This is a genomic window from Micromonospora echinospora (assembly GCF_900091495.1).
Taxonomy (GTDB): domain Bacteria; phylum Actinomycetota; class Actinomycetes; order Mycobacteriales; family Micromonosporaceae; genus Micromonospora; species Micromonospora echinospora.
The window spans coordinates 1,066,102-1,079,047 of the sequence record NZ_LT607413.1 but is presented as its reverse complement, the minus strand read 5'-3'; the positions used below and the strand labels follow the sequence as shown (position 1 = coordinate 1,079,047).

10 protein-coding genes are annotated in these 12,946 nt (G+C 69.9%); 6 read left to right on the top strand and 4 right to left on the bottom strand.

What is annotated here, in order from left to right:
* Positions 1-67 precede the first annotated feature (67 nt).
* Positions 68-616 carry a hypothetical protein gene (locus tag GA0070618_RS04835; RefSeq protein ID WP_088980557.1) on the top strand — a complete coding sequence of 183 codons (549 nt, stop codon included), beginning with the start codon at positions 68-70 and terminating at the stop codon, positions 614-616.
* A 106-nt stretch (positions 617-722) separates the two neighbouring features.
* Here GA0070618_RS04835 and GA0070618_RS04830 read toward each other — a convergent pair whose 3' ends face one another.
* Positions 723-926 carry a DUF397 domain-containing protein gene (locus GA0070618_RS04830; protein WP_088980556.1) on the bottom strand — a complete coding sequence of 68 codons (204 nt, stop codon included), beginning with the start codon at positions 924-926 and terminating at the stop codon, positions 723-725.
* Positions 919-1,824 carry a helix-turn-helix domain-containing protein gene (locus GA0070618_RS04825; RefSeq protein ID WP_088980555.1) on the bottom strand — a complete coding sequence of 302 codons (906 nt, stop codon included), beginning with the start codon at positions 1,822-1,824 and terminating at the stop codon, positions 919-921. The genes GA0070618_RS04830 and GA0070618_RS04825 overlap by 8 nt, the downstream gene beginning before the upstream one ends.
* 334 nt (positions 1,825-2,158) lie before the next feature.
* On the opposite strand from GA0070618_RS04825, the gene GA0070618_RS04820 reads away from it, so the two are divergent.
* Both GA0070618_RS04820 and GA0070618_RS04815 read left to right on the top strand, forming a co-directional pair.
* The gene (locus GA0070618_RS04820; RefSeq protein ID WP_088980554.1) at positions 2,159-2,497 is read left to right on the top strand and encodes a DivIVA domain-containing protein; all 339 of its coding nucleotides are present in this window, start codon (positions 2,159-2,161) and stop codon (positions 2,495-2,497) included.
* Complete coding sequence (locus GA0070618_RS04815) at positions 2,497-2,748, top strand: hypothetical protein (protein WP_088980553.1); 252 nt, start codon at positions 2,497-2,499, stop codon at positions 2,746-2,748. Before GA0070618_RS04820 ends, GA0070618_RS04815 begins: the two co-directional genes overlap by 1 nt.
* A 22-nt stretch (positions 2,749-2,770) precedes the next feature.
* On the opposite strand, the gene GA0070618_RS04810 is transcribed toward GA0070618_RS04815, so the two are convergent.
* Both GA0070618_RS04810 and GA0070618_RS04805 read right to left on the bottom strand, forming a co-directional pair.
* The gene (locus tag GA0070618_RS04810) at positions 2,771-3,334 is read right to left on the bottom strand and encodes a hypothetical protein (RefSeq protein WP_088980552.1); all 564 of its coding nucleotides are present in this window, start codon (positions 3,332-3,334) and stop codon (positions 2,771-2,773) included.
* A gap of 149 nt (positions 3,335-3,483) precedes the next feature.
* A complete protein-coding gene (locus tag GA0070618_RS04805; RefSeq protein WP_143740229.1) occupies positions 3,484-4,797 on the bottom strand; it encodes a chymotrypsin family serine protease in 1,314 nt (437 codons plus the stop codon).
* 291 nt (positions 4,798-5,088) lie between these two features.
* Between GA0070618_RS04805 and GA0070618_RS04800 the strand changes: the two genes are divergently transcribed.
* Genes GA0070618_RS04800 through brxD form a run of 3 tightly spaced genes read left to right on the top strand, consistent with a single transcriptional unit; the run spans position 5,089 to position 12,943 of the window.
* Complete coding sequence (locus tag GA0070618_RS04800; RefSeq protein WP_088980550.1) at positions 5,089-8,913, top strand: phage resistance protein; 3,825 nt, start codon at positions 5,089-5,091, stop codon at positions 8,911-8,913.
* Positions 8,910-11,642 carry a BREX-2 system phosphatase PglZ gene (gene pglZ / locus GA0070618_RS04795; RefSeq protein WP_088980549.1) on the top strand — a complete coding sequence of 911 codons (2,733 nt, stop codon included), beginning with the start codon at positions 8,910-8,912 and terminating at the stop codon, positions 11,640-11,642. Before GA0070618_RS04800 ends, pglZ begins: the two co-directional genes overlap by 4 nt.
* Complete coding sequence (gene brxD / locus GA0070618_RS04790) at positions 11,639-12,943, top strand: BREX system ATP-binding protein BrxD (RefSeq protein ID WP_088980548.1); 1,305 nt, start codon at positions 11,639-11,641, stop codon at positions 12,941-12,943. The genes pglZ and brxD overlap by 4 nt, the downstream gene beginning before the upstream one ends.
* Positions 12,944-12,946: the final 3 nt, after the last annotated feature.

Here is a 12,946-nt window from a genome sequence, read left to right as displayed (position 1 = left end):
GGGTGCGTGTGTTAGTCCGCAGGGGTGGCCGTTCAAAGGCGAACCCTCCTATTGCTTGGGATTATGGATGATCGAATCGGCGTCGAACTATGGCGACAACCAGGTAAGCCCTAAGTCTGACACCATGGATGTTGACAATCCGCAGGGCTCGTCGGTGGCCTTGAGTGAGGATCCTTCGGGGGCGGGTGGGGACGCGGGCAAGAAGAAGGCGCTTTTGGCTGGCTTGGTCGGAGTGCTGATCTTCATATCCGGAATTGCTGTAGGTGCCATCATCGATTTTGACTCGCTGGGCGGGGGGTCTGAATCGGGGCAGGCAAAGGAGTCAGCCCTGGAGGCCGCCAAGGAGCGATGCGCCTCCCGTTCGCCCTTCATCGTTGTTGGCGATGGCGGCCAGACGCTTACCGTGGATGGTCAGGGGGAGGAAGCGCCAGGTCTGTCGTTCGGAACGATCGAGTGCGTGTTGTCCGCGTTGGAGACGCCGGATTCGGTCATCGCTGAGATGAAGGCTACGAGGGCTCTGGACGGACGGCAGTCGGGACAGTGGGGTGGCCTGAAAGCCTCGTGGAGCTACCACCCGAACAGTGGTATTGACCTCGTCTTAACCGCATCCGAGTAACTTCTACTGGGCGGGCAGGAAATTGTAGCGTTAGGAGGAAGCGCGAGCGCGCGACTACCTGCGAATGAGGAGTCGCGCGTCGCGTCGCCTGCGCAGACGACGGCGCTCAGGATTCCGGCACGAAATTTCCGCTCTTGACTTCCTGTAAGAAGGCTGCCCAGCCAGCCAGTGAAAAAGTCAAGGTTGGGCCAGTTGGGTCCTTGCTGTCGCGGGTTCCTACGACGCTTGGCAGGTTGGTTGCGATCTCCACGCAGTTGCCGGCGTTGCTACGGCTTGATTTGCGCCAGTGCGCGCCTTCCAGGTCAGGCATGGGTGTACTCCTTCTCGATTTGCTCAAGCACTGTCCTGGATGCTGCCTCGTCCAAGGCGCAGCCAGCCAGTTCGGTCCAGATGGCGTTGTAAACGGTTGTTTCATGCGGTTTGTCGAGGTAGACGGCTCCGGTAGCCGTTTCGTGGTAGGTCACAGTCGGTTCCAGCGGATCGCCGGTGGCGTCACGAGGAAAGTCCAAGATCGAGAACGACCCGGACATGGCTCCCGCATGCAGGCCGGCGGAAAAAGGCACGACTCGGATGGTCACGTTCGGTAGTTCCGCTGCCTTGATCATCTGGCGGATCTGCTCGCTCATGATCTGGCCGCTGCCGGCTGCTCTCCGTAGTACCGCTTCGCTGATCATCACATCAAGCTGTGGAGGGGCGAACCGGGTGAGAAGCCGTTGCCGTTCGGCTCGGGCATCCAGCGCCAGTCGGTGTTCTGTCCGCTCTTCGTGGTCGACCGAGCCGCCCGGAGTGCGAAACACCTGTTCGGCGTAAGCGCGGGTCTGGAGTAGGCCGGGGACTAACTCGGCCTCGTACTGACGGATCGAGGAAGCGGACGCCTCCAGCCCGACGTAGAGCTGGAACCAGCGCGGCAGGCCAGAACCGATGTAGTCGTGCCACCAGTTCTTGTTTTCCCTGGTAGCGGCGGCCATCGCGAGTAGGATCTCGCACTCTTCCGGTGGGGCGTCGTAGAGCCTGAGCATCTGCTCCACGTCCGCCTTGCGGAACCGAACGCTCTCCGCGCCGCTCTCAATCCGGTGCAGGGTTGCCCGCGCCCGGTCCAGGCGTTCGGCGGCCTGCTCCATCGTCAGTCCGGCCGACTTGCGCAGTGACTCGAACTTTCGGCCGATCTGCCGACGCAGGAGAGTCGATCCGGTGACCGTCTGTGACATATGGCCTCCTCGTGCCCGCTCGCGTTGACCGGGACTGTGTCCACGATAGCCGGCCGGATGTAGCAGAAACAATAGACACGTCGCGCACTGTCATCTCGATCTGAAAGTATGCGTGGCGACACGCGAAATGACACATTGCTTTTGAGGCTTACCGCTGTTTAGCTGGGTGCACCGGCCGATGTGGACCCGCTCGCAGCCGGTGACATGACCCTGTTGCCGTACTTGCTGGTCGTGGCTGCGGTGGCAGGTCTGGGGAGGGGGTTCCGTCCGTTCGCGGAGGGCGGACGGGACTCGTCCCCCGGCGGCGTACGAGACAGAGAGGAAGGCGGCTGTGATGGGGTTCTTCTTGTGGCGGCGGCGTACCGAGAACACCGGTCGTCATCACCGACCGCTCCGGCAGCAGCCGGCGCGCGGTGGGCTGTACTGGTCGGCGCAGACGCCGCTGCGGCCGTCGCAGGTGCGCGGGCGGTCGTTCGGGTTGGCCCGGTTCGGCCGGCGCGGTCTTGATCCGGTCGAGGTGGGGGAGTTCCTGGACCGGGTGGCCGGTGACCTGGCGACGCTCTACGCGGCGTTGGACCGGGTGGGCGACGAGAACGAGCGCATCAAGGACGCCCTGCGCCAGTGGCAGACCCGCCAGGCGCGGCGGGTGTACCACAACGCGGGGCGGTACTGATGAGCGAGCGTTTCGTGATCCACCTGCCGGTGGTCATCGCCGATCTCGACGCGGCGCAGCGGATGGCCCGGATGGTGGCCCGGTCGTTGAGCTACCTGCCGATGGTGGATCCGGGCGAGACGACCGTCTCCTACGAGGACGAGCAGGGCGTACGGCATCGGGTCTTCTGCGACCGGCGGATGCCGACCGGCCGGCGTTGCCTGCTCGCCGCCGCCCACGACGGCGACTGCTCCCGCCGGCTGCCCCGCTGATCCGCTCGCCAGCGCTTGATGGCTATGCCGACGGCCAGTATTCGAGCAGGCGCTTCATACTGGTGAAGCGCCGCACCGCACCGTCCTGGCTGGCCACCCCGCAGTCGATGGTGACCGTTGCCTGCGGTTGGTCACCGTAGTCGAGCACGATCTGTCGTGCCGCATCTCCGCCGAGGAGACAACCGTCGGCCTCCCCTTCCGTGGCCTGCCACTCGGGGAGCCCGTTGAGGTATGAGATCAGCGACTCCGTCCGGTCGGTGGGTAGCTTCATCGACCCCGACAGTGCCCAGTTCGTGCCGCCGTCGGGGGCGGCATACGTGCAGAGGAGAGCATCCCGGGCACCTGCCGGCACCAGGTCGCCCTTCCGCGTCTGGCTGGGTTTGTCGCCGAGCGGTTGAAAGGCATTGGCACAGACGCCAGGCGCGGTGGTCGTCCGTGCGGCCACCGTGGTCTCCGGGTCCGGCTCGCTGGCGCAACCCGTGGCGCCGAGCAACGTAGCGGTGGTGAGGAGAGTGATCACCCTCGTGCCGGGGTGACGCAACCTGGCCGAGCCCATGACCCTGGCGTGCTGGCGATCCGAACTCATCCCGTCTCCGATTCTTCGGCCGTCGTCGCTTCTGCTCTCCAGCCATGCGAGACGTAAGGAGTGATCAATGGCATTGGCTCGCTCAGAGTCTATCCAGAGCCACGGGGTGGTCGCGCCAGAGGCGCGACCACCCCGTGACGTCTGATCTGTCAGGGCGTCCTCGGGTAGGCGCCGAAGATGTTGATCACGTCCGCCCAGTCCTGGAAGTACATGGTGCTGTTCCCGCCGCCGATGAGAATGCCCTTCGCCCTGACCCCGCCGGTCATCAGCGAGAACACGGGGCCGCCGCTGTCGCCAGCGGCGGCGGCGGTCAGGCCGTCGACCTGCGTCGTTTTGATCAGACCGTGTCGGTTGAAGCAGTCGCCGTCCGAGTCGCAGCCGTAGAGAGCATAGTCGCCGCCATCCGTGCGCAGGCCACAGCGGGTTCCGGTGCTCGCGCCGGAGTGACAGAGGTACTCACCAGAGGCGTGGTAGCCCCAGCCCATGACGTTCTTGGTGGTGGACGTCGTGGGCGATCCGTCAAAGATCTTGTAGTAGCCGCGGGCATTGATAAGGAGAAGATCCTTGTCCCAGTTCCCGGCGTACACCCCGCCCATGAGCTCCAGCTTGTTGTCGTAGGTCAGGTCCGGTGCGGTGGCGCAGTGGTCGGCGGTCAGCACATAGCTCGTCGAGCCTTTGGTGACGCCGAAGCCGGTGGTGCACTTGTAGTAGGGATTGGCGACGTCCGCGTCGGGATTCAACGTCCGAGTTCCGCCGTTCCACGCTGACGTGTCGTCCAGCCGGTTGCAGGTGCTCGCGCAGGCCAGCAGGTCGAAGGGGGAGGATGCCACGGCGACCTCGACCGGTACTCCGAAGTCCGCCCCGTTGAGCGTTGCGTCCACCTCGACGAAGGGCCGGCCGTTCCGGGTGGCGTTGGCCCTGGCCACGTCGACCCGATCCGCCGGCATCTTCTCGACGCCCAGCCCGGACCCATCGTGCTTCACTTCGATCGCCTGGATGTCGCTGCGACCGATGAGGCTGTCCTCAACTCGGACTGCGGCTGCTTGGAGTTCCATCCGGGAGAAGCTGGCAGGTTGGACCGTCACTTCGCCGTGGGTGCGCGCCTCGGTCAGTGCGTTCTGCATCCCCGACGGTATCGGGCCCTTGTAGTAGACGGTCAGGCCGTCGCCTTCGAATGCCAGGCCTGCGTATCCCGGCGACGTTGCCTGCGCGGCTTCTTCGGTGATGATCTTGAGGGCGGGCTGAAGGACGTCCTGCCGGCGCATCTCAGCCATGAGAGCCGGGTCGATGTTGTCGCTCGACTGGGAGTCGAATATGGGCTGGTCCGGAGCCGGCCCGGCCAGTGCCGAGGAGCTGAAGGGGGAAAGCGAAACCAACAATGTGACCGAGGCCAGAAAGGCGAGCCTTGGTCTCTTCGTAAAGGACTTGCGTCGGACTGGCGTCGGGCTGGCCGCTCGCTGCACGCTGCTCCCCTTGACGGTGATGAATACGAACCGTCCGCCACCCTACGGAAGTCTTCACCATTGCGTGGTCCGCATCTCGCAAGTGCCGTCCTTGGTGCATAACGGATTCCTGAACAGCTCGCAGTGGCCGGCGACGCTACGATGCCGTGCTCCAAGACCCCGGGTCGTCGGGTGTCATCCGACCGGACGGTCACCTGTCAGATGGTGGCTTACTTCCCGCACGCCATAGGATCGGCGGGCTGAGGGTAGCGCGGCGGCTACCCGTGCGGCACGAGTGGTGAGGAGCGGCCGATGACCCTGCTGCGGGACGTGATCGATATTCCGACCTCGGTCGGGGACGGCGATTTCGTCGTCCGTGCCGCCGAGGGCGCGGACCTGCGGCGGTACGTGGTCACCGACCAGCTCCGGGAGAGTTTCGCCGAGTCCCTGCGCCGGATCGGGCACGCCGTCACCACCGGCCGGTCGCAGGCGGTGTTCCTGCACGGCTCGTTCGGCTCCGGCAAGTCGCACTTCATGGCTGTGCTGCGGGAGATCCTCCAGCACAACCCGGCGGCCCGGGAGCTGCGTGGCCTGGCCGAGCCGGTCCTCGCCGCCGACGAGTGGCTGACCGGGCGGCGGATGCTCACCCTCACCTTCCACATGCTCGACGCGCGGTCGGTGGAGCAGGCGATCCTGGAGGGCTACCTGCGCCAGGTCACCGCGCTGCACCCGGACGCGCCCGTTCCCCCCGTACACCGGTCGGACGCGTTGCTCGACGACGCCGCGCGGTTGCGCGACCGGATGGGTGACGAGGCCTTCTTCGCCGCCCTGCGCGACGGTGGTAGCGCGCCCACCGCCGCCGGGGGAGGGCTCGCCGCGATCCGCGCCCGCGCCCAGGGCTGGACCCCGCAGACGTACGCCGACGCCGCCGCCGAACCTCCCGGCTCCGCCGGCCGGGACGCACTGGTCAGTGCTCTGACCAGTGCGTTCTTCACCGGGGCGGTACGCAGCGCCGAGTTCCTCGACCTGGACACCGGGTTGGCCGTGATCACCCGGCACGCCAAGGCGCTCGGCTACGACGCCATGGTGCTCTTCCTCGACGAGCTGATCCTCTGGCTCTCCACCCGGATCAGCGACCACACCTTCGTCAACACCGAGGGCGCGAAACTCAACAAGCTGATCGAGTCGGCCGACGCCACCCGGCCGCTGCCGCTGATCTCGTTCGTCGCCCGGCAGCGCAACCTGGAGGACTTCCTCGGCCCGCAGGTCGGCGGCACCGAGCGGGAAGCCCTCGCGCACGTGATGCGCAGCGTCCAGGGACGGTTCGGGGAGGTCGCCCTCGCCGACACGAACCTGCCGGAGATCACCGAGGGGCGGCTGCTCAAACCAGTCGACGACGAGGCCCGCGCGGTGGTCGACCGGGCCTTCGCCGCGGTGCGCGGCAACCGCGCGGTCTGGGACACGCTGCTGCTCGGCGCGCAGTACGGTGACGCCGGCATCGGCTCGGATGCCGCCGCGTTCCGCAAGCTGTACCCGTTCTCGCCGGCCCTGGTCGCCACCCTGGTCGCCCTCTCCCAGGCACTGCAACGCGAACGGACCGCGTTGAAGGTGATGACGGAGCTGCTGGTCGAGCGGCGGGACACGCTGCGGGTCAACGACCTGATCGGGGTGGCCGCGCTCTTCGACCCGCTGGTGCTGCGCGGCGAGCTGCCCGACCGGCCCAAGCTCAAGCAGCTCTTCCAGGCGGCCCGCGCGCTCTACCTGCGCAAGCTCCGCCCACTGCTGTTGAAGGTCAACAACATCACCGAGGAGCAGGCCGCCGGGCACGCCCAGTTCGCGCTGGACGACAAGCTGATCAAGACAGTGCTGCTGGGCGCGCTGGTGCCGGACGTGCCTGCCCTGCACAACCTCACCCCCGGCAAGCTGCACGCGCTGAACTTCGGCACCATCACCTCGCCTATCCCGGGCTACGAGCAGCAGATCGTGGTCAACCGGCTCAAGCAGATCGCCGCCGACGCCGGGGAACTTCACCTGACCGACGAACGCGACCCGATCGTCACGCTCACCCTCAACGAGGTCGACTACGACCAGCTGCTGGAACTCGTCACCGACCAGGAGGTCTTCACCACCTCCGCCCGGCAGCAGTTGCTCCGGGAGCTGGTCAGCGCCGAGATGGGCATGGTCGGCACCGACGGGCAGCTCGGTGAACTGCTCGTCGCGCGGGATTGGCGCGGCCGGAAGCACGTCGTGCAGGTCAAGTTCGGCAACGTGCGGGACAGCACCAGCATGCCGGTGGAGGCGCTGGTAGGGGACGGCAGCCGCGACGGCTGGCGGATCGTCGTCGACTACCCGTTCGACCCGGCCGGCTACGGCCGTAACGCGGACCTGGCCCGCATCGAGGAGCTTGACCAGGGCGCCAAGGTGGTGTTCTGGCTGCCGCTCTACCTCACCGACGAGGCGATGGGCCGGGTTCGGCAACTCGCGAAAATCAACTATCTGTTGGGTGCCGGAGGGCACGGTGAGCGGCTCAACACCCTGGCCGCCGACTGGTCGGCCGCCGACCGGCAGGAGGGCCGGCTCTACCTCCAACAGCGGCAGACCCGGCTGCGGGCCAACCTGCTCAGCGCGCTGCGCGAGGCGTACGGGCTGGCCGGCAGCGGGCAGGGCTCCGACGTGCAGGAAGACAGCATTCCGATCCTGCATACCCTGGCCGAGGGCCTCCAGCTCGGGCGGCCCCGGGGCGGCAGCCTCACCGAGGCGTTCGGCAACCTGACCCGGGAACTGTTCGCCTGGTCGTACCCGGGTAAGCCGGCCATGCCGGAAGACGAGAAGCCGGTCACCCGCGCCGAACTGGCCAAGATCCTGTCGTACGCCCGGCAGGCCGCCGCCGACCCGACCCGGGGGGTGAGCGTCGCCTCCCCCGCCGACCAGCGAACCCTGCGCCGGGTCTGCAACCCGCTACGCCTCGGGGAACTGGTCGACAATCACCGGTACGTGCTCAACCGCACCACCTGCCGGTGGACCGGTCACCTGCACCAGGCCGCCGCCGCCGAGGGACACACCGAACGGTTCCCGGTGCGGGTGCTGCGCCGTCTGGTCGACGAGCCGGCCGCGTTCGGGTTCGACCGTGAACTGGAAAACCTGATCATCGCGGTCTTCGCGCTGGACCAGCAGCTCGCCTGGTACGAGCACGGCGGCAAGGTGGAGATCAACACGCTCGCCGCCATCCACGACAACCTCGAACTGCGGCCCCCGCCGATGCCCGACGAGCGGGAGTGGACCGACGCCGTACGCCGCAGTCAGGAGCTCCTCGGGATCGTCCTGCCGGCCTGGCGTACCCCGGCCAACCTGGGGCCGCTCGCCGCCACCCTGCGCTCCGCCGCCCGCGCCCGCCGCGACGAGGTGACCCGGCTCCGGCAGGAACTGACCGCCCGCGCCGCACTGCTCGGCCTCGACCCGGCGGCCCCGTCCGGCCGGCTCGCCACCGTCCGGCGGGCCGCCGACCTGCTGGTCGACCTGGCCGGGGAGGCCGACGACGTGGTCCTGGTCCGGCTGGTCGCCCGTGCCGACCTCGGCGACGTCGACGACCGGGCGGTCGGCGGCCTGATCGCGCAGGCGAAAGAGATCGGCGACGCGCTGGCCCGCCCCCAGCAGTGGTCGCTGCTCGGGGCGATCGACGCCCGGTCGGCGCACGACGAGCGGGCGCGGACGATCATCGACCGCCTGCGGGACGCGGCCGGGCACCAGCAGCACGGGACGGACCTGACCGCCGCGTTGCAGGCCGCCGAGGCGGCCGCCGCCGACCTGCTCGCGGCCGGTCGGCAGGAACGCCCGCAGCCGACCCCCCCGCAGCCGACCCCCGGCGACCCGTCGTCGCGGCCCGGCCCGGCCGCCCCGCAGCCGGCCACCAGCCCGACCGGCTCGCCACCGACTCCGGGTTCGACCGATTCGCAGCCGACTCCGCACCCGGCCGCCCCGCAGTCGACCCACCGCCCGGCGGACGCGCCGGCCGCCGCCGGCGTTCCCCGGGGACGCCGTAGGGTGACCGACCAGGCGACCTGGGAGAAGGTCGCCGCCGAGATCGCCGCCGAGGTCGCCGCCGGCCGATCGGTGACGCTCAGCTGGGAGGTGGAGTGAGCGCGGCACGAGCCGCCGTACGCCCCGACGCGGTACGCCGCAAGGTCGAGGCGTGGCTGGCCGAGAGGGACGGGACGGCAGCCCTCGCCCTGGCCGCCCGCCCCGAGTGGCCCGCCGAGCCGGCGTTGACCGTGGACGGCGTCACCGTCCGGGTGGTCCCCTGCCTGACGCCGCTGGCCGCACGGGCCGCCCTGCACGAGCGGGCCGACGGGGAGCGGCTGGTGCTCCTGACCGAGCTGGGTGACGACGAGCTGGGCGATGGCCTCCTCGCCCACCTCAGCAAACAGCGCATCCGGAAGATCGATGCCTGGGACCTGGTCCGGCAGATGTTCAGCGGGGCGGCCCTCGACCCGACCCTGGTACGACTCGGCCGTTGGGTGGCCGACGCGCTGGCCGACCACGTACCGCCGCAGGGGTGGTCCCCGCCGCCCGGGGCCATCGTCACCCGCGACCACGCGCTGGGGTGCCTCACCGCGGAACTGCTCGGGGTGCCCCGGGCCCAGCTCGACGACTCCGGCCTGCTCCAGTGGAGCACCAACGCCCCCGCCCAACGCCGGTTCGCCGGACTGCCCGACCCGGTCGCCGAGGGCGTCACCCGCTACCTCGTCGGCACCGCCGGCCGGACGGTCGCGCCCATCCTCGCCGCCGTCCGGGCTGGTCACGGCGTCGATGTCATCCCGGTCGGGCTGCTCGCCGGGGTGCTCTGGGGTCCGACCACCGACCAGCGGGTGGCGGTGGTGACCGCAGCGGCCCGGGCCCGCCTCGAACCCCGCTTCGGCGGGGTGCCTCCCACCCCCGACCAGGCCGCCGCGCTGCACGAGGCCGCCGAGGCATGGGTCTACCGCACCATCGACAGCGGCCGGGACGGCCGCGAGGAGGCCACCCGGCTGCTCCACCGCGCCGAGACGATCGCCGAGGAAATCGGCGTCGGCGCGCTGCTTGGCGGCTCGGCCGTGCTGCCCGCCGGCTTCGGGCACCGGCTGCGGGACTTCGCCGATGCCGTCCGGTTCGCCGTGCCCGCCGGTGGAGTGGCTGTCCCGGCGCTGGTGGCGAAGGCCCAGCAGGCGCTGGCCACCCTGGAGGACCACCGGGCGGCCGAGCCGGAACGGGTGACGACCGCCCGGATGGCGGTACGCCTGCTGCGCTGGCTCACCACCAGCGATGACACCCCTCCGGCCACGCTGCGGGAGGCGGTGCGCCGGCATGCCCAACAGGACGGCTGGGTGGACCGGGCCCGGCTGGACGTCTTCACCGGGGACCGGGACGCCGCCGAGGCGTACCGGTTGCTCTGCCAGGCCGTCGACGCCCGCCGGGCGCGGCACGACCGACAGTTCGCCACCCTGCTCGCAGAAGCCACCGCCGCCGACGCGGAACCGGGGGCGCTGCTGCGCGTCGAGGACGTGCTCGACCGGGTGGTGCAGCCGATCCTCGACCACGGTCAGCGGGTGCTGCTGGTGGTGCTGGACGGCATGAGCGTCGCCGCCGCCACCGAGGTCGCCGAGTCGCTCACCGAGAACGGTTCCTGGCTGGAACTCACCCCCGACGGCGGCCAGCGGGAGGGCGTACTCGCCGCCTTGCCGACGGTCACCGAAGTGAGCCGGTGCAGCCTGTTCAGCGGCCGGATCGCCACCGGGGGGCAGGCCGCCGAGCGCTCCGCGTTCAGCCGCCGCTGGCCGCACGGTGTGCTGCTGCACAAGACGCACCTGCGGGCCGGAGCTGGAGCCACCCTGGACCGGGAGATCCGCGAAGCGCTCGACGACCCGGCGGTGCCGCTGGTCGCGGCGGTGGTCAACACCATCGACGACGCGCTGGACCGTGGCGAGCCGGGGACCGCCGTCTGGGGCGGCGACACCATTCCCGCGCTGCGTGAACTCGTCGCCTCGGTCTCGGACCGGGTGGTCGTCCTCCTCTCCGACCACGGCCATGTCGTCGACCGTGGCCCCGACGCGCGGGTCCTGGCCGGCGCAGGCGGCGGCAACCGGTGGCGTCCGGCGGACGAGCCCGCCACCGGGCTGGAAGCTACGTTCACCGGCAGCCGGGTGGCGCTCGGTGGCGGCCGGATCGTCCTGCCCTGGCGGGAGGACGTCCGGTACGGGCCACGCAAGGCCGGCTATCACGGGGGAGCCAGCCCCGCGGAAGCCGTCATCCCGCTGCTGGTGTTCAGCCGGGGCGACGACCGGGCGGTGCCGGGCTGGGCCGGTGCCCCCGTCGCCAGCCCACACTGGTGGCGGGAGCTGATAATCGACGGGGACACCAGCGCTGCGGGCAGCGGGACGACGGCACCCCCACCGGTGGCCACCGCACCGGCCTTGGGTGCCCGCCGCCGGGTACGTCCGGAGGCACCTCAGCCGGACAGCCTCTTCGAGCTGGCCTCCGACCCGGCCACCCTGCCCGGCGTCCTCGGCACCAACCAGGCCCGACCCGATCTGGTCACCGCCCTGCTCAGCAGCGAGCGGTACGCGCAGCGGCGTGACGCCCGGCTCTCCCTGCCCGACGAGCGGGTGGCGGCCATGCTGGGCACGCTACTCGCCGGCGGTGGACGCGCCACCCTGGAGACGCTCGCCGCGCGCGCCGGCGTGCCGGCCCACCGGATCAGCGGCACGGTGACCGTGCTGCGGCGGCTGTTACAGGTGGAGGGCTATCCCGTCGTCACGCTCGACGCGGATCGACGCACCGTTCACCTCGACCGGGACCTGCTCGTCGAACAGTTCGAGCTGGACCAGCCGTGACCGGGCAGGTCTCCGCCCGCCGCCGTCGCGACATCGTCGACGCCCTCCGCCGGGGGGTGGTGCCCACCAATGGCCTCGACGCCCTGGCCGTCGGACTCGACCGGTTCACCGCTGCGTTCGACGACGATCTGGACCGGGTGGCCGGTGGCGGCAGCGTCTTCAAGGCCGTCCGGGGCGAGTACGGGGCCGGCAAGACCTTCTTCACCCGCTGGCTGGCCGAACGCGCCAAGCGGCGCGGCTTCGCTGCGGCCGAGGTGCAGATCTCCGAACTGGAGACGCCCCTGCATCGGATGGAAACCGTCTACCGCCGGCTGGTCGAACACCTCGGTACCGAACAGTTTCCGCCGAGCGCGTTCCGTCCGATTCTCGACGGCTGGATCTTCGCTCTCGAGGAGGACGCGCTGGCCGGTGGCCGGCTCGCCGAGGACGACGCCGTCGCACTGGACCGGGCCGTGACCGAGCTGCTGGAGCGCCGGCTCAGCGACATCTCCCGCAGCACCCCCGGATTCGCCACCGCCCTGCGCGGCTACCGCGCCGCGATCTCGTCCGGTGACCATCCGGCCGCCGAAGGGCTGGCCGCGTGGCTCGGCGGGCAGCCACACGTCGCCAGCACCGTCCGGCGCGGGGCCGGGGTCAAGGGCGACCTCGACCACTTCGGTGCGTTGAGTTTCCTCCAAGGGCTGCTCACCGTGCTGCGGGACAGCGGACACCAGGGGCTGCTGCTCGTCCTCGACGAGGTGGAAACCCTGCAACGGGTCCGCACCGACGTGCGGGACAAGGCACTCAACGCCCTCCGGCAACTCATCGACGAGGTCTACGCCGGGCGGTTCCCCGGACTCTTTCTTGTCATCACCGGCACGCCCGCCTTCTTCGACGGGCCCCAGGGCATCCAGCGACTCGCGCCGCTCGCCCAGCGCCTCGCTACCCACTTCGGCCAGGACCCGCGCTGGGACAACCCCCGAGCCACCCAGGTACGGCTGCCCGGCTTCACCCTCGGCGCGCTGGTCGAACTGGGCCGCACCGTCCGGGACATCTACGCCAGCCCGGCGGTGACCGACCGGGTCGACGACGCGTACCTCGACCTACTCGCGCGGGCCGTCACCGGCCGCCTCGGCGGGCAGGTCGGCGTGGCGCCCCGCGTCTACCTCAAGAAACTCGTCGCCGACGTCTTCGACCGGGTGGACCAGTTCGCCGACTGGGACCCCAGGCGGCACTACGAGCTGACGCTGCGGACCGACGAGCTGACCCAGGTGGAACGCAACGCCGCTGTCAGCGCCGGTGACATCGACCTTCCCGACTGACGT